The organism is Cellulomonas sp. McL0606 (assembly GCF_058248365.1).
The window spans coordinates 1,598,572-1,623,827 of sequence record NZ_CM177779.1; the positions used below are offsets into that span (position 1 = coordinate 1,598,572).

The window sequence follows — 25,256 nt, forward strand, 5'->3', positions numbered from 1 at the left end:
CGGGCGACGGCGTCGTCACGACTGACCAGGCAGCCGCAGCCCGCGCGGGGTGGGCGCGAACCCGGCCGCGACCAACGCCTGCCCGACGATGCCGTGCAACGCACCGCCCCCGAGCACGTCGACGCCGTCGAGCCGGGCGATCGTCAGCCGTCCCGCATGCCGGCTGCGGACGGTGACCGCCAGACCGTCGGCAGCGGCCAGCAGGACGGCGCTGTCGGGCGAGAACGAGAGCACCGTGCGGCCACCACGCTCCAGGTAGAGCACGAGCGCGCCGTCGACCAGCACGACCAGCGCGCCGCCCTTGCGACCGGGCCGGTGGCCCCCGTCCGCGGTCGTCGCGGGCCAGGGCAGCGACGCACCGTAGGGGTTGGCCGGGTCCGTGGCAGCGAGCACCACGACGAGCGGCTCTGTGCGCGCGTCCGGGTCGGCGGCGCGGTCCACCACCTGTGCGTCGACGCGCAGCCGGTCCACCGCCCCGGGCAGCGCGAACTGTGATCCCCCGAGGCGCTCGACGAAGTACCCGCGCCGCACCTGGCCGCCCTGCTCGAGCGCCGAGAGCACCTTGTACACGTCCGCGAACTGCGACCCGATGCCCTCGGCCGGCGCGACCGCGCGGGTCAGGATCCCGTGCCGGTCGAGAAGCTGGGCTGCCAGCGCGTGCGCGCGCAGCGTCGGATCTGCCTCGCGCGTCGGCAGCAGTGACCACCGTCCACCGCTCGCCGCGAGCGCGGTCCCGCGCGACGACCCGCCCTCGGTGCCGCCGACCCGGACCGCCGCACGCAGCCCGAGTCGCGGCCGCAGCGCCCGCCCACGCGGGGTCGCGGCACGGGTCTTGTGCGCCGTGGTCCCCGTGCCGAGCCAGGCGCGCAGCGGCGCCAGACCGTCGTTGGTGACGTGTCCGGCCCACACGAGGTCCCAGACCGCCGTCGCGACGTCCACCTGCGTGGGTGCCTCTTCCAGCAGCTCGCGGACGCGGTCGGTGAGCGCGCCGAGGAACCACGCCCCACCCCCGGCGAGCGCGGACAGGACGGCTCGGTGCAGCTCGTCCTGGTCCGGACCGTCGGCGCTCAGAGGCGGCAGCGTCAGATCGGCCACGGACGCGGGATGCAGCGACACCAGCCCGTCGTGCCCGGCCAGCGAGCCGTGGCCGGCCCAGACGACCTCGCCGGCCGCGGTGAGCTCGTCGAGCATGGCCGGGACGTAGTCGGGGACGCGGGCGGGCAGCACGTGGGTCTCGAGCGCGGACGCCGGCATGACCGATCCGGCGAGCTGTTCGACCACGCGCGCCACTCCGTCGACGCCGCGCAGCGAGCCCGTGGCCGAGGCGCGCGCGGACCGCCCGACCGGGTGGACGCCCTGCCACCGCGGCAGGAAGACGCCGAGGCTCTGCGGCGCGACGGGTTCGACCTCGGCGCGGAGCGCGGCGAGCGACCGTCGACGCAGCTGCCGCAGCACGTCGGCGTCGCAGAACTCGTCGCCGGTGCCGCCCAGGACGTCGGGTCGCAGCCGACCCTGCACGAGGACGCCCGAGCGTTCGAGCCGCCGGAGCGCCTCGGTGACGATCGCCACGCCCCAGCCGAAGCGGGCCGCCGCCGAGGCCGCCGTGAACGGTCCGCGGGTGCGGGCATGCCGGCGCAGCAGGTCGCCCACCGGGTCCGGCACCAGCTCGGTGAACACCTCGGGCACGCCGACCGGCAGGGCCACGCCGAGCGCGTCCCGCAGCCGCCCGGCGTCCTCGACGGCCGCCCACTGCTCGGCCCGCTCGGGAGGCACCCCGCCGAGCCGCACGCGGATCAGCCGGCGGGCCGCCTCCAACGACCCCAACCAGTCCGGCACCTGACCGGCCGCAGCCGGCTGCACCCGTTCGGCCACCTCGGCCGTGGTCAGCGGCCCGTGCCGGCGCACCACGTCGGCCACCTGCTCGAGCGAACCCGCCTGGCGCTCGGGCGCGCGCCCGCTCAGCTCCGCCTCGGTGCGCACCACGGCCTCGGGGTCGAGCAGGTCGGCCAGCTGCGACTCGCCACCCTGCCCGAGCAGCTCGGCCAGCAGCGTCGGGTCGAGCGTCAGGGCCGCCGCACGCCGCTCGGCGAGCGGGGCGTCGCCGTCGTAGAGGAACTGCGCCGTGTAGCCGAACAGGAGGGACTGCGCGAACGGCGACGGCTGGTTCGTCGTCACCTCGACCACGCGGACGCGGCGGGCGGCCACGTCGCGCATCAGCCCGGTCAGCGCGTCGGTGTCGAAGTCGTCCTGCAGGCACTCGCGGACGGCCTCGAGCAGGATGGGGAAGTCGGGGTACTCCGATGCCACCGACAGCAGCTGGGCGGACCGCTGCCGCTGCTGCCACAGCGGCGTGCGGCGGTCGGGTCGACGGCGGGGGAGCAGCAGCGCTCGGCTGGCGGCCTCCCGGAACCGCGCACCGAACATCGCCGACGAGCCGAGCTTCCGCACGGACCGCGTCGAGCACCTCGTCGGGGTCCAGCAGCAGGTCCGCGAGGTCGATCGCCGGCCCGGAGCCGTCCGCCCACGGGTCGTCGGCGCCGAGCCCACCGAGGGACGCGCCCGCATCGAGCATGTCCGGCAGGCGCAGCACGATGCCGTCGTCCGAGTGCATGGCGGCCGCGTCGACGCCGTACTTCTCGCGCAGCCGGGCGCCGAGCACGATCGCCCACGGGGCGTGCACACGGGCGCCGTAGGGGGAGTGCACGACGATCCGCCAGTCGCCCAGCTCGTCGCGGAACCGCTCGACCACGAGCGTGGTGTCCGAGGGCACCTCGCCGGTCGCCGCCTGCTGCTCGGTCAGGTACGTCAGCAGGTTGTCGGCGGCCCAGGCGTCCAGCCCGGCGGCCTCGACGCGCTCGCGGGGGTCGTCCGAGCCCAGCACCTCGCGCACCCACCCGCCCATCGCGCGACCGAGCTCGGCGGGCCGACCGGGGGCGTCGCCCTTCCAGAACGGCAGGCGGCCCGGCACACCGGGCGCGGGCGTGACCAGCACGCGGTCGGGGGTGATGTCGTCGATCCGCCACGTGCTCGACCCGAGCGTGAACATGTCGCCGACCCGCGACTCGTAGACCATCTCCTCGTCGAGCTCGCCCACCCGCTTGCCGCCGCGCAGCGCCCCGCCGGTCCGTTCGGCGTCGACCGGTACGTCGCTCGTCGTGGCGCCGCCGGCGAGGAAGACCCCGTACATCCCTCGGTCGGGGATCGTCCCGCCGCTGGTCACCGCCAGCCGCAGCGCTCCGGGCCGGCCGCTGAGCACGTCGCGGACGCGGTCCCAGACCAGCCGCGGTCGCAGCTCGGCGAACTCCTCGCTCGGGTAGCGGCCCGCGAGCATGTCGAGCACCGCGCGCAGCGTCGCCTCGCCCAGGCCCGAGAACGGCGCCGCGCGCCGGACGACGGCCGACAGCTCGTCGAGCGACCAGTCCTCCACCGCGACCATCGCGACGATCTGCTGCGCGAGGACGTCGAGCGGGTTGCGCGGCACGTGCAGCGGCTCGAGCGTCCCGGTCCGCATCCGCTCGGCGGTGACGGCCGACGCCACGAAGCTCGCCGCGGAACGTGGGGAAGACGACCCCGCGCGAGACCGCGCCGACCTGGTGCCCGGCCCGGCCGATGCGTTGCAGCCCGCTGGCCACGCTCGGCGGCGACCCGACCTGCACCACGAGGTCGATGGCGCCCATGTCGATGCCGAGCTCCAGCGACTTCGTCGCGACGACCGCCGGCAGGTTGCCGGCCTTGAGCTCGGACTCGGTCCGCGTCCGCTCCGCCCGGCTCATCGACCCGTGGTGCGCGCGGGCCAGGATCGTGGCGGCGTCCCGGGTGTCGATCCCGACCGCGGTGCCCGACTGGCCAGGCACCGCGGCGGCGGACACGGCCCCGTGGTCGGGCACGTCCTCGCCCCGGCGCTCCGCCCAGACCTCGTTCATCCGAGCAGTGAGCCGCTCGGCGCCCCGTCGTGAGTTGGTGAACACCAGCGTGGAGCGGTGGGCTGCGACCAGGTCGACCACGCGCTCCTCGACGTGCGGCCAGATCGACGGCCGCACGAGCGGGGCGTCGGCCGCGCCCGACAGGTCGTCGCCCGGCAGGGTCCCCGCCGCTCGCAGGTCGGCCAGGTCGGGGACCGGTACGACGACGTCCACCACGATCCGCTTGGTGGACGGCGGCTGCACCACGACGACCTCACGCCCGCCGTCCTGCGCCGAGCGTGCACCGCCGAGGAACTCGGCGACCGCCTCGACCGGCTGCACGGTGGCCGACAGCCCGATCCGCTGGGCCGGGCCCGGGCCACCCGGCCGGTCCAGCAGCGCGTCCAGACGTTCGAGCGACAGGGCCAGGTGCGCGCCGCGCTTCGTCGCCGCCACGGCGTGGATCTCGTCGACGATCACCGTGCGCACCCCGGCCAACCCGGCGCGTGCGCCCGAGGTGAGGACCAGGTAGAGCGACTCGGGCGTCGTGATGAGGATGTCGGGCGGCTTCGTCGCGAAGGCCCGGCGCTCGCTCGGCGGGGTGTCGCCGGTGCGGATGCCGACGGTGACGTCCGGCAGCGTCGTGCCGAGCCGTTGGGCCGCCTGCCGGATGCCGACCAGCGGCGAGCGCAGGTTCCGTTCGACGTCGGTGGCCAGGGCTTTGAGCGGAGACACGTAGAGCACCCGGCACCGCTCGACCGGGTCGTCGGCCGGCGTGCCGGTGAGCAGCCCGTCCACGGCCCACAGGAACGCCGCGAGCGTCTTGCCGGAGCCGGTGGGCGCGACGACCAGCGCGTGGTCGCCGCCCGCCACGGCGGCCCACGCACCGAGCTGGGCGGCGGTGGGCTCGGCGAAGGCACCCGCGAACCAGGTCCGGGTCGGGTCCGAGAAGCGCTCCAGCACCACGGGCCCATTGTGTCCGCAGGCACCCACACCCGACACCGCTCGCCGGACCGAGGGGGACCACCGACTCCTGAGCAGGTGGCAGGCTGTGCCTCGTGCGGTATCGAGAGTTCTGGCAGCTGGTCGACGAGGTCCTCGGTGCTGCCCACGGACGGGAGCTGACGCGCAGCTCGTGCTCGGCGGCCTCGACCAGCGCACGGCGGTCCAGGCGCTCGAGGACAACGTCGAGCCGCGCGACGTCTGGCACGCTCTGTGCGACGAGCTCGAGATCCCCGAGAACGCACGCTGGGGCACGGACGCCCGCCGCCCGGCGCCACCCCGGTCCTGAGGAGAGAACCCGACGATGACGTCCCCGGCCGGCCGGCGCATGCGCGCGTGGGTGCCCACCTTGCAGGACCTCGGCGAAGCCCTCCTCACGCTCGCGACGACGACGCTGGGGCTGGCGGTCGCGGTGTGGCTCATCGACGGGGTGCGGTCCGACAACCCCGGCGCGATCGTGGCGGCCGCGTTCGTCGTCGCGCTCGGTGACCTGCTGCTCGGCGCGCCCCTGCGGTTCCTCGCGCGGCGGGGCAGCGCCGTGCTCGCCCTCGGGCTGGGCCTGCTCGCGCAGGTCGCGGTGCTGTGGCTCGCGCTCGCGGTCGTCCCCGGGATCTCCGCCGACGACGTGTGGGACGTCCTCGCCGTCCTGGTGCTGACCGCGGTCGTCATGGCGATCGGTCGCTGGATCATGGGGGCGAACGACAGCGACTACGTGGTCTCGGTCCTCGTGCGCCGCGCGCGCCGGCACGCCCGCCGCCAGGGGATCGTCGAGCCCAGCGCGGGAGCGCCGCGCCGGGGCGGGATGCTCGTGGTGCAGTTCGACGGCGTCGCGGCCCCCGTGCTGCGCGAGGCCATCGAGGCGGGGCTGGCCCCGAACATCCAGCGCTGGATCACGAACGGCGACCACGTTCTCGAGGACTGGTGGGCCCGGATCCCGTCGACCACCCCCGCGAGCCAGGCCGGCCTGCTGCACGGCGACTCCGGTCAGATCCCGGCGTTCCGCTGGTGGGACCGAGACCTCGGTCGCCTCGTCGTGACCAACCATCCGGAGGACGCGGCGCTCGTCGAGGGGCGGCTCACGACGGGCAAGGGGCTGCTCGCCGGCGGCGGGTCGGCCATCTCGACCATGTTCTCCGGGGACGCCACGACCGCGTACGTCGTGATGAGCCGCTCTCGTACCAAGGGCCCCGACGGCGGCCTCGGGCCGGGACCGGCGTACGTGCGCTTCTTCGCCAGCCCGTTCGTCCTGGCGCGTGCGGTCACGGTCTCGGCCGCCGAGATGGTCGAGGAGCTCTACCAGGCGCGGCGCCAGCGCGTGCGCGACGTGCAGCCGCGCATCTCGCGCGCCGGCTGGTACGTCGTCCTGCGCGGCATCAGCAACGTCCTGCTCCGCGACCTGAACACGTCACTGGTGGCCGAGGCGCTCCTGCGCGGCGACCCGACGATCTACGTCGACCTCGTCGACTACGACGAGATCGCCCACCACGCCGGACCGACCCGGCCCGAGTCGCTGCGGTCGCTGGAGGGGCTGGACCGTGTGCTCGGCACGCTCGAACGCGTGATCGCCGTCGCACCGCGCGACTACCAGATCGTGGTGCTGTCCGACCACGGGCAGGCCCTCGGCGCGACCTACGAGCAGCTCGGTGGCGAGACGCTCCTCGACACCGTGCGTGGCCTCATGGCCGAACCGGGCGCGGACGGGGTCGACAGCGGCACCGGTGAGGACTGGGGACCCCTGAACGCGCTGGTCAACAGCGCGCTGAACCTGACCCGCGGCACCGCCGTCCTGGGTCCCGACCAGGGCCGGCCCAAGCAGCAGGACGCGGACGACCTGCCGGACGTGGTCACCGTCGGGTCGGGCAACCTCGGCCTGGTGTGGTTCCCGCGGGTGGCGCAGCGCCTCACGCTCGAGGACTTCCAGGAACGCTGGCCGGGCCTGGTCACCGGCCTGGCGGCCCGGCCGGGCGTCGGGGTGGTCGTCGTCGACACGGCGGACCGCGGACTCGTCGCCATCGGGCCGCGCGGGCTCGTCCTGCTCGAGCAGGACGATGCCGAGCCGGAGGGCGAGGACCCGCTCCTGCCCTACGGCCCGCGCGGCCGGCCGGACCTGCTGCGCGCCGCGCGGCTGCCGCACACGGGCGACCTGCTGCTCATCTCCACGGTCGGCGAGACCGGCCACGTGCACGCGTTCGAGGGGCAGGTCGGCTCGCACGGCGGCATCGGCGGGGCGCAGAACCACGCGTTCGTGCTGCACCCGACGCGCTGGCTGATGGACGACGAGCTGCGTGAGCCGGTGGGCGACGACGAGATCCTCGTGGGTGCCGAGTCCGTGCACGAGCAGCTGATCCGCTGGGCCGCCGCGGAGGGCCTTCGACCGTGACGCTGCGGTTCCGGTGGCTCGGGCACGCGAGCATGGTGCTCGACCTGGACGGCGTCCGGCTGCTGACCGACCCGCTGCTGCTGCGTCACGCGGGCCTGCTGCGGCGACGGGGGGCCGCACCGCGACCGGCCGACTGGGCGGGTCCGGCCGCCGTTCTGCTGTCCCACCTGCACCACGACCACGCCGAGCTGGGGTCGTTGCGGCAGCTGCCGGGTACTCCGGTGCTCACCGCGCCCGCCAACGCCCGGTGGCTCCGTGCGCGGGGGATCGCCGGCGCCCACGGGCTCATGGACACCGAGTGGTGGGACGTGCCGGGGTCGTCGGTGCGGGTGCGGCTCGTGCCCGCCGAGCACATCCACCGCCCGATGCCGCACCGGCCGAACGCTGCCAACGGCTTCCTGGTGACCACGCCCACGTACCGGATCTGGTTCGCCGGCGACACCTCGCCGTTCGCTGCGATGGCCGACCTGCCGGCGCTCGCGGGCGGCCCCATCGACCTGGCGCTCGTCCCGGTGGGCGGCTGGGGGCCGCGGCTGTCCGGTGGGCACATGGATCCCGTGCAGGCCGCGCGGGCCTGCGTCGTCGTCGGTGTGCGAGAGGCCGTCCCGGTGCACTGGGGGACCCTGCACGCACCGGTGTCGCGACGCCTCCCGCCGGGGTGGATGGACCGCGCCGGGCCGGCGTTCGCGCACGCGGCCGCCCGCGTGGCGCCGGACCTGACGGTGCACGTGGTGTCGCCCGGAGAGCAGCTGGAGCTGTCCTGAGCCCTCTGCTGGGCTCGCCTCGTGGCGGGTCTTGGCTTTTCCGCGACACGCCCGGCGTGTCGGCGGCGCTCGAACATCTGTTCGGTATGGTGGGTCCTGCGAGCGGCCGAGCCGTCCACAGCCCCTGCGGAACGCAGGGACGAGGGTGGCCCGGTCGGGATGTCGGTGGTCGGACATAGCGTCGCTCGTGACAAGGACCAGCCCCCGTACCGCAGCACGCGCTGCTCGAGACAGACGAGGTCGGACATGCCCGCACCACAGGATCGCGAAAAGGCCCTCGAGGCAGCACTGAGCCAGATCGACCGCCAGTTCGGCAAGGGATCGATCATGCGCCTCGGCGACGACGGGCGGGCCCCGGTCGAGGTCATCCCCACCGGATCGATCGCGCTGGACGTCGCGCTCGGCATCGGCGGGCTGCCCCGCGGCCGCGTCGTGGAGATCTACGGCCCGGAGTCCTCGGGCAAGACCACGGTGGCCCTGCACGCGGTCGCCAACGCGCAGCGCGCCGGCGGCATCGCGGCATTCATCGACGCGGAGCACGCGCTGGACCCCGAGTACGCCGAGAAGCTCGGCGTGGACACGGACGCGCTGCTCGTCTCCCAGCCGGACACCGGTGAGCAGGCGCTCGAGATCATGGACATGCTGATCCGCTCCGGCGCGATCGACATCGTGGTCATCGACTCGGTCGCGGCCCTCGTGCCCAAGGCCGAGATCGAGGGTGAGATGGGTGACAGCCACGTCGGTCTGCAGGCGCGGCTCATGTCGCAGGCCCTGCGCAAGATCACCGGTGCGCTCAGCCAGTCCGGCACCACGGCCATCTTCATCAACCAGCTGCGCGAGAAGATCGGCGTGTTCTTCGGCTCGCCCGAGACCACCACCGGCGGCAAGGCGCTGAAGTTCTACGCCTCCGTGCGCCTCGACATCCGTCGCATCGAGACCCTCAAGGAGGGCACCGAGGCGGTCGGCAACCGGACCCGCGTCAAGGTGGTCAAGAACAAGATGGCGCCGCCCTTCAAGCAGGCGGAGTTCGACATCCTCTACGGCGTCGGCATCTCTCGCGAGGGCAGCCTCATCGACATGGGCGTGGAGCACGGCTTCGTGCGCAAGTCGGGTGCCTGGTACACGTACGAGGGCGACCAGCTGGGTCAGGGCAAGGAGAACGCCCGGAAGCTTCCTCAAGGACAACCCGGACCTGGCCGACGAGCTCGACAAGAAGATCAAGGAGAAGCTCGGCATCGGCGCGCGGCTCGACGCGCCCGCGGACGCCCCGGCGCCTGTCGACTTCTGAGCCACATGACGTTCCAGACGGGCCGGCGGGGGCGGGGCGGCGACGAGCCGCCCCCGGTCGGCGCGGCTGCGCAGGACGTCGAACCGGACCAGGAGTCCGTGGCGCGTGCCATTGCGCTGCGGCTCCTGACCGGTGCGGCACGCAGCAGGGCCCAGGTCGCCGAGGCGATGGCCCGCAAGGACGTGCCGGACGTCGTCGCCCAGAAGGTGCTCGACCGGTTCACGGAGGTCGGGCTGATCGACGATGCCGAGTTCGCGCGGATGCTCGTGCGGACGCGGCACGCCGAACGCGGGCTGTCGCGGCGTGCGATCGCCGTCGAGCTGCGGCGCAAGGGGATCGACGACGAGCTCGCGGGTGCGGCGCTCGAGGAGGTCGACAGCGACGACGAGGAGACCGCGGCGCGCGCGCTCGTCCGCCGCAAGCTCGCCGCGACGGCGTCGCTGGACGCCCAGACGCGGGCGCGACGCACCTACGCCGCGTTGGGGCGCAAGGGGTATCCGTCGGGCCTCGTGTCCCGGCTGGTGCGCGAGGAGCTCGCCGCGGCGGTCGGGGACGAGCTCGACGAGGCCGCTCTGCCGTCCTGAACGGTCGGCCGGCCGACCCGGTCGCGCGGCTGGGCGGCGTCGACCGGCCCCTTGCTGGGGAGACGGTCGACGCTCGGGGGCGATTCAGGGCCCGGATTGGTCGGGAATCGCCCGGCACCGTCCGGCGATGTTTCGACGTGTGCGCTCTTCACCTGCGAGAGAATGGTCGCCGGCACATGCATCAGGACCGTGCCTGACGCAGCGTGACGACGACGGAGGATGACGCAGTGGACTCAAGCGCCCTGGCAACCGTCGTCGGCCTGCTCGGTGCGTGCCTCGTCGCCCTCGTCCTGGTGCTCGTCGCCCGCCGCGAGGCCGGACTCCAACGGGACCGGGCGGCAGACGACGTCGCTGCCATCAAGGACGAGGCCCGCGCGCTGCTTGCGGACGCCGAGCGCCGGGACCGACGGGTGACGGAACGCGAGCAGGTGCTCGCCGCCGAGCGGGCCGAGGTCGACGAGCTGCAGCGCACGAGCCGTGCCCGCGCCGACGCGGTCGCCCACGACCAGCGCGAGGCGGCCCGCCTGCGCGACGAGCTCGACCGGGAGGTCGCCCGCAAGTCGCGGATGCTGATCGTGCGGCACGCGCCGAGCTCGAGTCGGCGTCCGGGCTCACGGAGCACGACGCGCGCGCGGAGCTGACGCGACGGATCGGGGCGCAGGCGGAGAACGACGCCGCCGCCCAGGTGCGGCGGGCCGAGGCCCAGGCACGCCGGACGGCGGAGTCGCGGGCGCGCCGGATCGTCACCACGGCGGTACAGCGACTGGCGGTCGCGACGAGCTCGCAGGCGGCGATCACGGTCCTGCCGCTGCCGTCGGACGAGATGAAAGGCCGCATCATCGGCAAGGAGGGCCGAAACATCAGGTCCTTCGAGGCGTTGACCGGCGTGAACGTCCTGGTCGACGACCAACCCGACTCGGTGGTGCTCTCCTGCTACGACCCGGAGCGGCGCGAGGTGGCGCAGGTGGCGCTCGAGGCGCTCATGGCGGACGGTCGGATCCACCCCCAGCGCATCGAGCAGGCGTACGCCGAAGCGGTGGCGAGCGCGGACGAGCGCACGGAGTCGGCCGGTCACGACGCGGCAGAACGGGTCGGCATCACGGGGCTGCATCCGACGCTCGTCCGCACGCTCGGGCGGCTCCGGCTGCGCACGTCCTACGGGCAGAACGTGCTCGAGCACCTGGTGGAGACCAGCCTCCTCGCGGCCGCGATCGCCGCGGAGATCGGCGCGGACGTCGAGGTCACGCGGCGGGGCGCGTTCCTGCACGACCTCGGCAAGGCGCTGACGTCGGAGGTGCCCGGGACCCACGCGACCGTGGGCGCGGACCTGGCCCGTCGCCATGGCGAGTCTCCGGCGGTCGTGAACGCGATCGCAGCGCACCACGACGAGGTCCCGCCAGAGACGATCGAGGCGGTGCTGGTGCAGGTGGCCGACGCCATCTCCGCGGCACGCCCCGGGGCGCGCCGAGAGGAGCTCGACCAGTACGTCGAGCGGATCGACAAGCTCGAGCAGCTGGTCGCCGCCCACGCCGGCGTGCGCCGCGCGCTCGCCATGTCCGCCGGCCGTGAGGTCCGGGTGGTCGTCGAGCCGTCCGAGGTGGACGACTATGCGCTCCCGCAACTCGCCGTCGCGATCGCCCGGCACATCGAGTCCGACCTCGCGTACCCCGGGGAGATCAAGGTGACGGTCGTCCGCGAGATCCGGGCCAGCGCCACGGCCGGCTGATCGCGACCGCAGTTCGGGACCTCCTCTTTTCGGACTGCTCGGCACGCGGCCGTACCCTTGGCCGTGATGTCCACCAGCCTGCTGCCCACCGCGACCGCCGAAGCCGCCCTCGGTCCGTCGGTCGCGCGCACGTATCTGGTCAAGACGCTCGGGTGCCAGATGAACGTGCACGACTCGGAGCACATGGCTGGCATGCTCGAGCAGGCGGGGTACGTGGCGGCGAGCCCGGCCGACGCCGCCGCGGAGGACGCCGACGTCATCGTCATCAACACGTGCGCGGTCCGCGAGAACGCTGCCGACAAGCTCTACGGGAACCTGGGCCGGCTCGCCGGCACCAAGCGGGCCCGCCCGGGCATGCAGATCGCCGTGGGCGGCTGCCTCGCGCAGAAGGACCGCGCGGGGATCGTGGAGCGGGCGCCGTGGGTCGACGTCGTCTTCGGCACCCACAACCTGGACGTCCTGCCGGTCCTGCTCGAGCGGGCGCGCCACAACGCCGAGGCGCAGGTCGAGATCGAGGAGTCCCTCAAGGTCTTCCCCTCCACGCTGCCGACGCGTCGCGAGTCCGTCTACGCGGGCTGGGTGTCCATCAGTGTCGGGTGCAACAACACCTGCACGTTCTGCATCGTGCCGCACCTGCGCGGCAAGGAGCGCGACCGCCGGCCGGGAGAGATCCTGGCCGAGGTCGAGGCACTGGTGGGGCAGGGGGCCGTCGAGGTCACGCTGCTCGGGCAGAACGTCAACTCCTACGGTGTCGGCTTCGGCGACCGCGGCGCGTTCGCCAAGCTCCTGCGTGCGGCGGGCGCGATCGAGGGGCTGGAGCGCCTGCGGTTCACGTCGCCGCACCCGGCCGCGTTCACCGACGACGTCATCGAGGCGATGGCGCAGACACCGACCGTGATGCCGCAGCTGCACATGCCGCTGCAGTCCGGCTCGGACCGCATCCTGCGCGCGATGCGGCGGTCCTACCGGTCCGACAAGTTCCTCGGCATCCTCGACCGTGTCCGCGCGACCATGCCCGACGCCGCGATTACCACCGACATCATCGTGGGCTTCCCCGGCGAGACCGAGGACGACTTCGCGGAGACGTTGCGGGTGGTCGAGGCCTCGCGGTTCGCCTCCGCGTTCACGTTCCAGTACTCGCCGCGGCCCGGCACCCCCGCGTTCGACCTGCCCGACGAGCTGCCGAAGTCGGTCGTCCAGGAGCGCTACGTGCGCCTGGCGGAGCTGCAGGACCGGATCTCGCTGGAGGAGAACCGGGCACAGGTCGGCCGCACGGTCGAGGTGCTGGTCGCCGAGACCGAGGGCCGCAAGGACGGTGCGTCGCACCGGCTCACGGGCCGCGCCGCAGACAACCGCCTGGTCCACCTCGCCGTGCCCGACGGGGGCGAGGTCCCGCGTCCCGGCGACCTGGTGAGCGTCGACGTGACCTACGCCGCGCCGTACCACCTGGTCGCCGACTCTGCCCTGGTGCCGGGTGGCACGTTCGCCGTGCGCCGCACCCGAGCGGGCGACGCGTGGGACCGTCGGCAGGGGACCGCGGTCGAGCACGGCCACGGCGGTACGGCCGACGCGTGCGGCACCGGCGGACCCGCGGGTCCGGTGGCGCTCGGCCTCCCGACGATCGGCACGCACCGCTAGTCGGTCCAGGCGCAGGCGAGGGGCTCACTGCGGTGACCCCGCCACGTCCTGTGGGGTCGACCGCGTCTGTGAGGGCATACATGTTGGCCGTCATGCCCCGATATGACAAGGGATGTCTTGTGCGCCCGAAGCGCGGTAGTTTGCCCGCAGTGCGCTGAGCGTACTCACCGGTAGCACACAGCAAGGAGAGTTTCGATGCGCCGTCGCGGGCAACTTCGGGTCCTGTCCATCTGTGCCTCGACGGTCCTGGTGACCGCCGCGACCGTGACCGCGGGCTTCGCTGCCCCGCCACCGGACACGGGCCCGTTCACCGCGACGGCACTCACGCCGGACGGACGCACGATCCAGACCGCGAAGGCCCCCAGCGCGAAGATCGCGGCGAGCGACCCCACCCTGCTCACCAGCACGGACGGCGCGTCGACCACGATCATGGTCAAGCTCGACTACGACGCGGCAGCGGCCTACGCGGGTGGCGTCGACGGCCTCGCGGCAACCAGCCCGGAGGTCACCGGCAAGCACCTGCGCACGAGTGACCCAGCTGTGTCGACCTACCTCAAGCACGTCGACAGCCAGGCGGCGGCGGCGGCGAAGGCGATCAAGGTCGTCGTGCCCTCGGCCACCGTGACCGGCACGTTCAACGTCGCCTACGGCGGTCTGGCGGTCACGCTGCCCGAGAACCGCGCGAAGGACCTGCTCGCGATCCCGTCCGTGGCCGCCGTCCAGGTCGACGCCGTCAACCACATCCAGACGGACGTGGCGACGACGGCGGGGGTCTCCGCGTCGGTGCAGACCGCGTCGGGTGCACCGCCGCAGAACGGCACCTCGGGGTTCATCGGCGCGGACAAGGTCTGGCCGTCGCTGGGCGGGCGTGACCACGCCGGTCAGGGCCAGATCATCGGGGTCATCGACACGGGCGTCTGGCCCGAGCACCCGATGCTCAAGGACGTCGGGCTGCCCAAGCCGGCGGGCGGCCCGTGGGCGTGCCAGTTCGGTGACGGGTCGGCAGACCTCGGCGCCGCGTTCACCTGCAACAACAAGCTCATCGGCGCGTACACGTTCCTCGCCACCAACCTCGCGGTCGGCGGCGTCGGAGCCGGCGAGTACTGCGTCTCGGTGACCCGCTGCTCGGCACGTGACGCCGAGGGCCACGGCACGCACACGGCGACGACCGCCGCGGGCAGCTACGTGGCCAGCGCGCCCATGCTCGGGACCGACCGGGGACCGGTCAGTGGCATCGCCCCCGGAGCGTCGGTCATCTCGTACAAGGTCTGCTCGTCGGCGGCCGGCTGCTACTCGTCCGACTCGGTCGCGGCGGTCCAGCAGGCGATCCTGGACGGTGTCGACGTCATCAACTTCTCCATCGGCGGCGGCGCGTCCCCCTACACCGACCCGGTCGAGCTGGCGTTCCTCGACGCCACCGCGGCGGGGATCAACGTCAACGCGTCCGCCGGGAACGACGGACCGGGAGCCGCCACCGCCGAGCACGGTGGCCCGTGGGTCACGACGGTCGGCGCGTCGACCTCGAACCGCGCGTTCTCCTCGACCCTCACGCTCGCGTCGTCGGACGGTGCCACGTACAGCAAGGCCGGCGCGACGGTCACGTCGGGCATCCCGGCCACGCCGGTCGTGGTGGCCGCGGCGGTGCCCGGCTACACGGGCGGACCGCTCTGCCTGACGCCTTTCGCACCGGGGTCGGTGACCGGTCAGGTCGTGGTGTGCGAGCGAGGCACCAACGGCCGCATCGAGAAGGGGTTCAACGCGTCCAAGGGCGGCGCCGCGGGGATGATCCTCTACAACCCGACGGCGAGCGACACCGAGACGGACAACCACTTCCTGCCGGCCATCCACCTCGAGGGTCCGAACGACGACCTGCTCGCCTTCCTCGGTGCCCACCCCGGTGTGACCGCCACCTGGGCCGCCGGGCAGGTCGTGGCCGCCCAGGGCGACGTCATGGCCGGGTTCAGCTCCCGGGGCCCGCTCGGTGACTTCATCAAGCCCGACGTCACCGCACCGGGTGTCCAGGTGCTCGCCGGCAACACGCCGACGCCGGTCAGCGTCGACTCCGGCCTGCCGGGGCAGCTCTATCAGGCGATCGCGGGCACGTCGATGTCCAGCCCGCACGCCGCAGGCGTCTCGCTCCTGGTCCGGGCCGCGCACCCGAGCTGGAAGCCGGCGCAGGTCAAGTCGGCGCTCATGACGTCGTCGCTGCAGGCGGTCGTCAACGCCGACGGGACGGCGGCGGGGGTCTTCGACCGCGGCGCCGGCTCCATCCGGGCCGACCGGGCCGTCGCGCCGACGGTGACGTTCGGCTGGGGCACGAAGGCGATCACCGACGTCCTCACGGACGCCAAGCACCGGGTCGACCTCAACCTGCCGAGCGTCGAGGTGAACCCGCTCCCGGGCGCCGTGACGACGACCCGCACGGCCATGAACGTGTCGGGGGCGACCCAGACGTTCACGGTGACGGCGACCGGCGCGGACGGCCTCAAGATCGTCGTGAGCCCGTCGACGTTCACGCTGGCCGCGAACGCCAAACAGAAGCTGTCGGTCCTCGTCGACGGCACCGCCACGGCGCTGGGGTGGCACACCGGGCAGATCACGGTGAAGCCGAGCAAGGGCATCCCGGCGGTCCTTCCCGTCGCGGTGAACACCGGTGACGCGGCGATCACGCTGGCCCAGACCTGTGCACCGACCACGATCGCCGTCGGCACCCTGACCAGCTGCACGGTCACCGCGACCAACACGCTGCCGGTCGAGGCGAAGGCGAAGGTCGCCGTGTCGTCGCTGGCCGGGCTCCCCATCACGACGGTGGGGGCCCCGGCGAAGAAGACCGCGCTGGGAGCGGTCTGGAGCGGCACGCTCAGCGCGTCGCTGCCGCCGACGATCACCTCGATCGTCCCGGGCGCGTCCCCGGCCGGCGGATACCTGCCGCTCTCACAGTTCGGGTTCGCTCCGCTCGCCGGCGTCGGTGACGAGACGATCACCAACGTCACCGTCCCGGCCTTCTTGTACGGCTCCGAGACGTACACCCGGATCGGGATCGACTCCAACGGCTACGTGGTCGTCGGGGGTGGGACGTCGGAGGACAACAACTGCTGCAACGTGACGCCGTTCCCGAACACGGCGCGACCGAACAACGTCCTCGCGCCCTACTGGACCGACCTCGACGCGTCGACCACGGGAGCAGCCGTGCGTGCCGGCACCCTGACGGACGGCACGAACAGCTGGATCGTCGTCGACTACAACGCGGTCCCGGAGTTCGGGACGACCGCGCCGAACTCGTTCCAGATCTGGATCCAGACCGGTGGCACCGAGGGCATCTCCTACGCCTACGGTGCGCTCAGCCCGATCAGCTCGGACCTGGGCGCGGGTGCAGAGAACCGGGACGGGACGAGCGGCGCGAACATCACGCCGGTGGCCGACGGCCAGTTCGTCGTCACGACCGCGGGTCCGACGCCGGGCGGGTCCGTGACGTTCGGGTACACAGCGACGGGCGTGACCAAGGGGAGCTACTCCTTGGCGGCACAGCTGACCTCGCCCCTGCTGAGGACGACGTCGATCGCGCCGGTCGCGATCAAGGTCACCAAGTAGGCCAACCGATGCCGAGCGCGCCACGCACGTGGCGCGCTCGGCCCGACGGGCTCCGGGGCGGCCTCAGTTGTCCGGGACGTCCGGCGGCGTCGTGTCGTCGCGGGGGAGCAGCACGTCGAGCGTCGAGAACATCTGGACGCCCGTGCCCAGCCCGCACGCGAGCAGCTGGGCCAGCTGGATATCCGTGACGCCGGGTTCGAAGTCCGCCGACACCTCGCTGTAGAGGGCCAGGACGCCCTCCTCCTCGCGCAGGTACGCCTTGGGCCAGATCCGCTCACGGTTCCAGTCGTTGACTGCCAGCGCGGCGGCCGCGCGCTGGTCCAGCGGCAGGCCGCGATGCCACCGTCCGCGCACCTGCAGGATCTCCTGCTGCTCACCGAGCATGAGGAACCAGAACCGGCTGCCGTCCCACGTGCCGGTGAGGTCGCCGTCGTCGTCCACGACGAACCGGTATCCGCGGCCGACCAGGTAGTCCGCGATGCGCTCGCGGGTCAGCAGGTAGGGCGGCTCGTCACCCGGGATGGGTTTCTTGGTCGGCTTGGGCAGCCCGCCCAGCACCCGCAGCAGCCACCCGGGGCCGCTCACGGCGCGACTCCCGCCGGGTCGGGATAGCGCTCGTCGAGTGCGTCGAAGAACATGCTCCCCGTCGACAGGCCGCAGAAGAGCATCTGGCTGAGCTGGGCGTCGGTGGCGCCGTGCTCCAGGTCCGTCGCCACCTCGGACACCACGTGGATCCGGCCGTTGTCCCGGACGCGGACGTACGCCTTGGGCCAGATCCGGTCGGCGTTCCACTCGTTGCAGATGTCGAGCAGCTCTTCCAGCCGCTCGATGGCGACCTCGCGGTGCCACTGGCCGCGGATCTGCAGGATCTCGGAGTCCTCACCGAAGAGGAAGAAGTAGAAGAGCCGTCCACGCCACAGGCCACCGAGATCGCCGTCGTTGTCGACGAAGTACGAGAACGCGTTGTCCGTCATCCAGGCCGCGATCCGTGCCGGGGAGACATCCGTCGGCAGGTCGGTCGAGGACTCGGCGACCCCCAGCTCCTTGGCCAGGCAGCTCGGCGACGCGGTCGTGGAGCTCCTCGTCGTCCGTCGGGATCGGGATGACCTGCCCCCCTTCCGAGGGGCGCGCCGGGCCGCGGAACCAACGCCGCGCACGATCCCCGAACGAGCTGCATGCGCACGACCATACCGGCGGGCGCGCCCGTTGCGGGTTGGAGTGACCAGAGTCCCTCCGTCCGGCCGCTACGGTCGGTCCATGCTCGTCGGCGCCGCACTGATCCCGGACACCGCGACCCTCGTGGACGGCGCTACCGGCGACGCCGGCCCGGTCCACGGCCTGCTCGTCCCCACCCTCACGGCGATCACGCAGGTCCTGGCGTCGAACCCCGACGTCGTCGTGGTCGTCGCACCCGGTGCGTCGGACCGGGTGCTCGGTGGCTCGGTGAGCACCTCGCTCGCCGCGGCGGGCATCCCGGACGACCAGGTCCGGTGGCCCACCGTCCACGTCACCCTGGAGGACGACGGGGGCGGTCTCGTGCAGCCGTCGATCGCCAGCGTGGTCGCCCTGCACGTGGTCCGACGTGCGGGTCGAGAGCGCGGGATCCGGGTCGTCGAGGTGACGCCCGCACCGGGCGGCGTCGGGCTGGCGGATCTGGGCCGAACGCTCGCCCAGGACCGACCTACCGCTCTGGTCGTGGTCGGCTCCGGCAGCGGCCGGCACGGACCGGACGCCCCGCTGGCCGACGACGTCCGGGCACCCGCGTACGACGCGGCGCTCCTGACCGACCTTGCCGACGCGGGACCGGACGCACGGGCCCGGCTCGCCTCGTCGGACCCCGGTCTGGCCGCGGAAGCCGCCGTGCGCGGCTGGGCGCCGTGGCAGGTCCTGCTGGGCGCGGCGGGCGACCAGCCGGTGGAGGCGCGCCTGCTCGCCGACGAGGTCGTGCTCGGGGCGCAGCACGCCGTGCTCGTCTGGACGGTCGGCGGCACCGGCACCGGCACCGGCACCCGCACCAGCACCGGCATGGGCACGGCGTGAGGCCGCACCGCCGGTAAAGTCTGCGTTGCCCACCAACACCCGCGGCCCCGCCCGGACCGATCCCACGAGGTACCGATGTCTGCCGAGAACACCGAGCCCACCCTGCCGCCCCTGGCGATCGAGCGGGCCGCGGCCCTGCTGGATGCGCAGGGTGCCAAGTACGGGACGGACGACGACGGTGACCTGTTCGCCGCCTGGGACGGGAACCCGTTCTGGTTCATGGTCGTCGGTGCCGACAGGACGTACTTCCAGGTGCGCGGCCGCTGGGGCCACACGGTCCCGCGGACCGAGCTGGGCAGCATGCTCATCGCGTGCAACGAGTGGTCGCAGCAGATGCTCTGGCCCAAGGTCTACGTGAAGTCCGACGAGGACGAGATCGCCGTCTACTCCGAGCACACCATCGCGTGGGACCGCGGCGTCACCGACGAGCAGCTCGACCTGCACCTCTCGACCGCCATCGGCTCGTCGCTCGGGTTCTTCCGCGAGATGACCAAGCGGTTCGTCCCGGAGACGCCGAGCACGCCGATCGCGTACGACGACCCCGCTCGGATCACCTTCGAGTGACGCTCGTCGTCGCGGTCGTCGGCCCCACCGCGACCGGCAAGTCGGATCTGGCGCTGGCGCTGGCGCAGGCGCTGGGCGGTGAGGTGGTCAACGCCGACGCCATGCAGCTGTACCGCGGCATGGACATCGGCACGGCCAAGGTGCCGCTCGACGAGCGCCGCGGCATCCCGCACCACCTGCTGGACGTCCTCGACCCGCACGAGGACGCGTCGGTGGCGGACTACCAGGCCCGCGCCCGGACCGCGTTCGACCAGATCGAGGCCCGTGGCCATCGCGCGGTGGCGGTCGGCGGGTCGGGCCTCTACGTGCGGGCGCTGCTCGACCACATGGACTTCCCCGGCACGGACGCGCAGGTGCGTGCCGCGCTGGAGGAACGCGTCGAGGCGGAGGGTGCGCGGGCGCTGCACGCCGAGCTCGCCGCGGCCGACCCGGTGGCCGCCGAGGGCATCGGGCCGCGCAACGCACGCCGGATCGTGCGCGCGCTCGAGGTGATCGCCCTGACCGGCCGGAAGTACTCCGCGTCGCTGCCACAGCACGTCTACGAGGTGCCGGCGGTGCAGATCGGGCTCGACTGCGACCGCGCGGTGCTGGACGACCGCATCGCCGGCCGGGTCGAGCGGATGAGGAACGCCGGACTTGTCGACGAGGTCGAGGCGCTCCTGGCGAGCGGCCTGGGCCGGACAGCGTCGCGGGCGGTCGGGTACGCCGAGATCCTGGCGATGCTGCGCGGCGAGCTGGGCCAGGACGAGGCGTTCGAGGCGATCGCGGCGGGCACCCGACGGCTCGCGCGCAAGCAGATGGGCTGGTTCGGCCGCGACCCGCGCGTGCACTGGCTGGACGCCCAGGACCCGGGCCTCGTGGAGCGCGCCCTCGGCCTCGTGTCCGACGCCGACGCGGGCGATCTCGGACCGGCCACCGAGGACCCCGCTCCGCGACGTAGCCTGGGCTCATGACCGCTGTGGCGACCTCGACGCTGCACGTGACCAAGGGCCACGGGACGCAGAACGACTTCGTGCTGCTCGACGACCGTCAGGGCGTGGTCGACCTGACCGCCCACCTGGTACGCGAGCTGGCCGACCGCCGCGGTGGTCTGGGCGGCGACGGCGTGATCCGCGTGATCGGGACGGAGCACCTGCCCGAGGGCGCCGCCGTCCTGGCCGAGGAGCCCGGAGCGCGCTGGTTCATGGACTACCGCAACGGCGACGGTTCCGTCGCGGAGATGTGCGGCAACGGCGTGCGGGTGTTCGCCGCCTACCTCGAGCGGCTCGGCCTGTGGGACTCGGTCGCCGAGCTCGCGGTCGGCACCCGTGCGGGCGTCAAGCGGGTTCGTCGGGTCGCGGTGCCTGAGGGTATCGGCGACGACGTCTGGTACGCCGTCGACATGGGCCGCTGGTTCCTGCCGGGAGGCGAGGCCGCCGTGGCGAACGGCGTCGACGCCGAGGTGCTCGTCGCCGGGGTCGACGTCGCCCGTCCGGGGCTGAGCGTCGACGTGGGCAACCCGCACGTGGTTCTGGCGCTGCAGGACGAGGACGAGCTGACGGCCGCCGATCTCACGCGTGCACCCGTCGTGACCCCCGTCCCCGCTCATGGCACCAACGTGGAGCTGGTCGTGCCCCTCGGGGAGGACCGCGACCCTGACGGCACCGTGGTCGGCCGCGTGCGGATGCGGGTGCACGAGCGCGGGGTGGGCGAGACGCGCTCGTGCGGGACCGGCGCGTGCGCCGCCGCGCTCGCGGTCCGCTCCTGGGCGGGTGCCGGGGCACCGGACGTGTGGCTGGTGGAGGTGCCGGGCGGGACGGTGCGCGTCACGGTGCTGCCCGGGGGCAACGTCGAGCTGGCCGGCCCCGCGGTGCTCGTCGCGACCGCCGACGTCGACCTGTCGGCGCTGCGATGAGGCTCTCCGCCGAGGAAGCTTGGCGCCCCGCTGGGCGAGCGTGCGACGGTCGTGCAGTTCTCCAGCACGTTCTGCGCGCCGTGCCGCGCCACCCGGCACGTCGTCGACCGCGCCGTCGCGACGAGCCACGGGGTGGCGCGCGTGGACCTGGACGTCGCCGAGCACACGGCCCTGGGCGAGCGCCTCGCGATCGACGTGACGCCGACGGTCCTCGTCCTCGACCCGACGGGCGAGGTCGTTCGCCGGGCGACGGGCGTCCCGACGCTCGCTCAGCTGCGCAGCGCGCTCGACGGCGCCGCGTCCGCGGTCTCGTCGACCTGACGCGCACGGACCCGCGGCGCGGTGCCCAGCGCACCCGCGGCGAACACCAGCGCGACCAGCAGGCTCGCGGTGAACGGCAGGTCGGGTGACGCGCCGGACCCGAGCACCGTGGTGAACGCGAGCCCGGTCAGCGCAAGGGCCAGCGCGGCGCCGATCGAGTCCGCGATCGACAGCGCGGAGCTGTGGGTGCCCTGGCTGCCGGGCGCCGAGTACGCCAGGACGAGCACGGTGAGCCGCGAGTAGATCAGCCCCATGCCGGCGCCGGCCAGGGTCCAGCGCGATCGCCGCCGCCGGTGCGAGGTGCCCGACCGCGACCGTGGTCACGCCGGCGACCGCGACAACCACCAGCGCCGCGCCGAGCACGATCGCGTCGTGGCTGGTCAGCCGCTCACCCAGCCGGCCCTGCAGCCATGAGGTGGCCGCCCACGCGAGCGCCGCGAACGTGAGGGCGATGCCCGCGGTCGTCGGCGCGAAGCCGTACCGGTCGGTCAACAGGTACGGCAGGTAGACCTCGGCACCCGAGAAGCCGCCAGCCACCAGGGCGCGGGTCGCGATGACGGCGGGCAGGCCTCGGGCGGCCCGCAGCGTCCCGGCGGGCACCAGCGGGCGCAGGGCGACGATCGCGGTCGCCGCCGCCAGCCCCGCGACGACGAGGGACCAGGGCAGGTGCACGTAGACGGCGAGGTTCAGCCCGAGCACGGCGGCCGCGGCGAGCGTCGCCCACGCCAGGCGGCCGCGCTTCGGCGGTGCCGCGGGCGTGCCGGGCGCCCCGATCCGACGCACTGCGGGCAGGAGCACCAGCGAGACGGGCAGGACCAGGATGGCCACGCCGACGAACACCCATCGCCAGCCGATGTGCTGCGCGACCGCCCCGGCTGCGGCCGGGCCGACCAGCGACGGCAGGACCCACGCCGCCGAGAAGCCGCCGAAGACCCGCGGGTGCAGCAAGGCCGGGTAGAGCCGCGCGACGATGACGTACAGAGCGACGGTCATCGCGCCGCCGCCGACGCCCTGCACGAGGCGACCGAGGACCAGCACCCACATCGTCGGTGCCAGCCCGGCGACCAGGAGGCCCGCGGCGAACAGGACCACCGCCGCCGACAGCGGTGCCCGCGGGCCGTGCCGGTCGCACCACGTCCCGGCCACGACCATGCCGATGACCCCGGTGGCCAGCGGCCCGGCGAACGCGAACGCGTACAGCGACGTCCCGTCGAGCACACGGGAGACGGTCGGCATCACCGTGGTCACCGCGAACGCCTCGAACGCGACGAGGAAGATCAGGACGCACATGCTCCAGGTGGTCGGGCGCAGGCGCCGCCACTCGACCTCGGGATCGGTGCCGGCGGCGCTCACGACACCCTCAGGACGCGGAATCCCTTCGCGCTGGCGGTCCGCGTGACCGTCACGGGCAGCGCGTCGGCGAGCCAGCGCTGCAGCGAGTCCGCGCCGAGGTTCTTCCCGACGACCAGCTGCGCCTCGCCGCCGTCGGCCAGCCGCGGCAGCCAGCGCAGGAGCAGCTCGTGCAGCGCGTCCTTGCCCACCCGGATGGGCGGGTTGGACCAGAGGGCGGCGAACCGGACGCCGTCGGGGACCTCGTCGGGACGCGCCGCCGTGACGTTCGTGACTCCCACGCGCGTCGCGTTGCGCCTGACCAGGTCGAGCGCGCGCTCGTTGACGTCGACGGCCCACACGCGCGCCGCCGGAGACTCCAGGGCGAGCGTGAGCGCGATCGGGCCCCAGCCGCAGCCGAGGTCGAGCAGGTCGCCCGTCACCGGGACGGCCGGCGCGTGGTCGAGGAGCACGCGTGTGCCCTGGTCGACGTGGTCGGGGGAGAAGATCCCGCCGGCCGTCTCGACCTCGACGTCCCGGCCGGCCAGGTGCGCGCGCAGGACCCGGCGTTCGTCGGCGGACGCGGGCTGGGCGGTGAAGTAGTGGTCGTGCTCGCTCACGGCGCCGACCCTACCCACCCCGACGGGATCGGCCCGCAGCGAAATATCTCGGCCGCGCCGCGATGGCCGTGGGACCCTGGGTGCAGGCAACGAGAAGAGGAACCGCGTGAACGACCCGCAGCACACCACCCGCGAGACGGACGGCACCCCGGTGACCCGGTCCGCCCAGGACGTGGCAGACGACGTCGTGGCACGGGTGCTCGCGAGGGCGGGGACGGCGCTGCAGGCCGGGGGGACGGTCCACTCGTCGTACGACGGCGACCAGCTCGAAGCTCGAGGAGCGCACGTCGCTGCGTCGCGTCGCCGGGCTGTCCACCGAGCTTCCAGGACGTCACCGAGGTCGAGTACCGCCAGCTGCGGCTCGAGAAGGTCGTCCTGGTCGGCGTCTGGGGCACCGGCACCGTGACCGACGCGGAGATCTCGCTGCGCGAGCTCAGCGCTCTGGCCGAGACGGCCGGGTCCCAGGTCATGGACGGGCTGCTGCAGCGGCGCGCCAAGCCCGACCCGGGCACCTACCTCGGCTCCGGCAAGGCCGCCGAGCTGGCCACCCTCGTCGCGGCCGTCGGCGCCGACACGGTCGTCGTCGACGGGGAGCTCGCGCCGTCCCAGCGCCGCGCGCTCGAGGACATCGTGCGCGTCAAGGTGATCGACCGGACCGCCCTGATCCTCGACATCTTCGCCCAGCACGCCAAGTCCCGGGAGGGCAAGGCGCAGGTCGAGCGGCCCCCAGCTACCTCCTGCCCCGCCTGCGTGGCTGGGGCGACTCGATGTCCCGGCAGGCCGGTGGCCAGGTCGGTGGTGCCGCGGCCGGCATGGGATCCCGCGGACCCGGTGAGACGAAGATCGAGCTCGACCGCCGTCGCATCCGCAACCGGATGGCCAAGCCCGCCGCGAGATCGCCGCGATGGAGCCTGCCCGGCTCACCAAGCGGGCCTCGCGCAAGAAGAACGCCATCCCGTCGGTGGCGATCGCGGGCTACACCAACGCCGGCAAGTCGTCGCTGCTCAACCGGCTGACCAACGCGGGCGTGCTGGTCGAGAACGCGTTGTTCGCCACGCTCGACCCCACCGTCCGGCGCGCGGAGACCATCGACGGTCGCATCTACACCCTCGCGGACACCGTCGGCTTCGTCCGGGCGCTGCCGCACCAGCTGGTGGAGGCGTTCCGCTCGACGCTCGAAGAGGTGGCCGACGCCGACCTGATCCTGCACGTGGTCGACGCGTCGCACCCCGACCCCGAGGGCCAGATCGCGGCCGTCCGGCACGTGTTCGCGGACATCCCGGGCGCCATGGACGTGCCCGAGATCATCGTGCTCAACAAGGCCGACCTGGCGACGTCCGAGACCATCGCGCGGCTCCGGTCGCGGGAGGTGCACTCGATCGTCGTCTCGGCGCACAGCGGCGAGGGGATCGACGAGCTGCAGGCCCTGGTGGCCGACCAGCTGCCCCGGCCGGGCGTGAGCGTCGACCTCGTGGTCCCGTACCACCGCGGCGACCTCGTCAGCCGCGTGCACGAGCACGGGGACATCGAGACCGAGGAGCACACGGCCGAGGGCACGGCCATCCGCGCGCGGGTCGACGCGGGCCTCGCGGCGAGCTCGAGGCGGCGGTCCG

Annotated in this window: 15 protein-coding genes and 5 pseudogenes; 14 read left to right on the top strand and 6 right to left on the bottom strand. The window is 73.5% G+C overall.

The features are described 5' to 3' along the window. Positions 1 to 15: 15 nt before the first annotated feature. A pseudogene (locus AC38ZX_RS08135) lies at positions 16 to 4,868 on the bottom strand (ATP-dependent helicase). A 92-nt stretch (positions 4,869 to 4,960) separates the two neighbouring features. Here AC38ZX_RS08135 and AC38ZX_RS08140 point away from each other — a divergent pair. From AC38ZX_RS08140 to AC38ZX_RS08175, 8 genes and pseudogenes are all read left to right on the top strand, one after another. Further along, positions 4,961 to 5,193 (top strand): annotated as a pseudogene (locus tag AC38ZX_RS08140) (DUF3046 domain-containing protein). A gap of 15 nt (positions 5,194 to 5,208) precedes the next feature. Then, positions 5,209 to 7,284 carry an alkaline phosphatase family protein gene (locus AC38ZX_RS08145; protein ID WP_491296929.1) on the top strand — a complete coding sequence of 692 codons (2,076 nt, stop codon included), beginning with the start codon at positions 5,209 to 5,211 and terminating at the stop codon, positions 7,282 to 7,284. Further along, a complete protein-coding gene (locus AC38ZX_RS08150) occupies positions 7,281 to 8,048 on the top strand; it encodes an MBL fold metallo-hydrolase (protein WP_426595313.1) in 768 nt (255 codons plus the stop codon). The genes AC38ZX_RS08145 and AC38ZX_RS08150 overlap by 4 nt, the downstream gene beginning before the upstream one ends. Before the next feature lie 246 nt (positions 8,049 to 8,294). After that, positions 8,295 to 9,321 (top strand): annotated as a pseudogene (recA, locus tag AC38ZX_RS08155) (recombinase RecA); the annotation flags it as partial. 20 nt (positions 9,322 to 9,341) lie between these two features. Then, a complete protein-coding gene (locus tag AC38ZX_RS08160) occupies positions 9,342 to 9,920 on the top strand; it encodes a regulatory protein RecX (protein ID WP_426595315.1) in 579 nt (192 codons plus the stop codon). 271 nt (positions 9,921 to 10,191) lie between these two features. Beyond that, a complete protein-coding gene (gene rny / locus AC38ZX_RS08165) occupies positions 10,192 to 11,646 on the top strand; it encodes a ribonuclease Y (protein WP_491296930.1) in 1,455 nt (484 codons plus the stop codon). A gap of 66 nt (positions 11,647 to 11,712) precedes the next feature. Next, a complete protein-coding gene (gene miaB, locus AC38ZX_RS08170) occupies positions 11,713 to 13,284 on the top strand; it encodes a tRNA (N6-isopentenyl adenosine(37)-C2)-methylthiotransferase MiaB (protein WP_426595317.1) in 1,572 nt (523 codons plus the stop codon). A gap of 195 nt (positions 13,285 to 13,479) precedes the next feature. Beyond that, complete coding sequence (locus AC38ZX_RS08175; protein WP_491296931.1) at positions 13,480 to 16,875, top strand: S8 family serine peptidase; 3,396 nt, start codon at positions 13,480 to 13,482, stop codon at positions 16,873 to 16,875. 63 nt (positions 16,876 to 16,938) lie between these two features. Here the strand turns inward: AC38ZX_RS08175 and AC38ZX_RS08180 are convergent, their stop codons facing one another. Further along, complete coding sequence (locus AC38ZX_RS08180) at positions 16,939 to 17,460, bottom strand: type III secretion system chaperone family protein (protein WP_426595319.1); 522 nt, start codon at positions 17,458 to 17,460, stop codon at positions 16,939 to 16,941. Then, positions 17,457 to 17,849: a type III secretion system chaperone family protein gene (locus AC38ZX_RS08185; protein ID WP_491296932.1), complete on the bottom strand. Its 393-nt coding sequence runs from the start codon at positions 17,847 to 17,849 to the stop codon at positions 17,457 to 17,459. Before AC38ZX_RS08185 ends, AC38ZX_RS08180 begins: the two co-directional genes overlap by 4 nt. Before the next feature lie 283 nt (positions 17,850 to 18,132). Here AC38ZX_RS08185 and AC38ZX_RS08190 point away from each other — a divergent pair, with 283 nt between their 5' ends. The 5 genes from AC38ZX_RS08190 (at position 18,133) to AC38ZX_RS08210 (ending at position 21,694) form a co-directional block, all read left to right on the top strand. Beyond that, positions 18,133 to 18,915 carry a class III extradiol ring-cleavage dioxygenase family protein gene (locus tag AC38ZX_RS08190; RefSeq protein ID WP_491296933.1) on the top strand — a complete coding sequence of 261 codons (783 nt, stop codon included), beginning with the start codon at positions 18,133 to 18,135 and terminating at the stop codon, positions 18,913 to 18,915. A 75-nt stretch (positions 18,916 to 18,990) separates the two neighbouring features. Next, entirely contained in the window at positions 18,991 to 19,479 is a 489-nt protein-coding gene (locus tag AC38ZX_RS08195; RefSeq protein ID WP_426595322.1) for a YbjN domain-containing protein, read from the top strand. Continuing rightward, positions 19,476 to 20,432 (top strand): tRNA (adenosine(37)-N6)-dimethylallyltransferase MiaA, encoded by a 957-nt coding sequence (miaA, locus tag AC38ZX_RS08200; RefSeq protein ID WP_491296934.1) that lies wholly within the window; start codon positions 19,476 to 19,478, stop codon positions 20,430 to 20,432. The genes AC38ZX_RS08195 and miaA overlap by 4 nt, the downstream gene beginning before the upstream one ends. Further along, a complete protein-coding gene (gene dapF, locus AC38ZX_RS08205) occupies positions 20,429 to 21,373 on the top strand; it encodes a diaminopimelate epimerase (RefSeq protein WP_491296935.1) in 945 nt (314 codons plus the stop codon). The genes miaA and dapF overlap by 4 nt, the downstream gene beginning before the upstream one ends. A 51-nt stretch (positions 21,374 to 21,424) precedes the next feature. Beyond that, complete coding sequence (locus AC38ZX_RS08210) at positions 21,425 to 21,694, top strand: thioredoxin family protein (RefSeq protein ID WP_491296936.1); 270 nt, start codon at positions 21,425 to 21,427, stop codon at positions 21,692 to 21,694. Here AC38ZX_RS08210 and AC38ZX_RS08215 read toward each other — a convergent pair. From AC38ZX_RS08215 to AC38ZX_RS08225, 3 genes and pseudogenes are all read right to left on the bottom strand, one after another. Beyond that, positions 21,643 to 21,948, bottom strand: a complete 306-nt coding sequence (locus AC38ZX_RS08215; protein WP_491296937.1) for a hypothetical protein — start codon at positions 21,946 to 21,948, stop codon at positions 21,643 to 21,645. The two genes, AC38ZX_RS08210 and AC38ZX_RS08215, sit on opposite strands and share 52 nt — an antisense overlap. A gap of 82 nt (positions 21,949 to 22,030) precedes the next feature. Further along, positions 22,031 to 22,984 (bottom strand): annotated as a pseudogene (locus AC38ZX_RS08220) (MFS transporter); the annotation flags it as partial. 59 nt (positions 22,985 to 23,043) lie between these two features. Continuing rightward, the gene (locus AC38ZX_RS08225) at positions 23,044 to 23,643 is read right to left on the bottom strand and encodes a class I SAM-dependent methyltransferase (protein WP_491296938.1); all 600 of its coding nucleotides are present in this window, start codon (positions 23,641 to 23,643) and stop codon (positions 23,044 to 23,046) included. A 106-nt stretch (positions 23,644 to 23,749) separates the two neighbouring features. On the opposite strand from AC38ZX_RS08225, the pseudogene hflX reads away from it, so the two are divergent. Next, a pseudogene (hflX, locus tag AC38ZX_RS08230) lies at positions 23,750 to 25,237 on the top strand (GTPase HflX); the annotation flags it as partial. Positions 25,238 to 25,256: the final 19 nt, after the last annotated feature.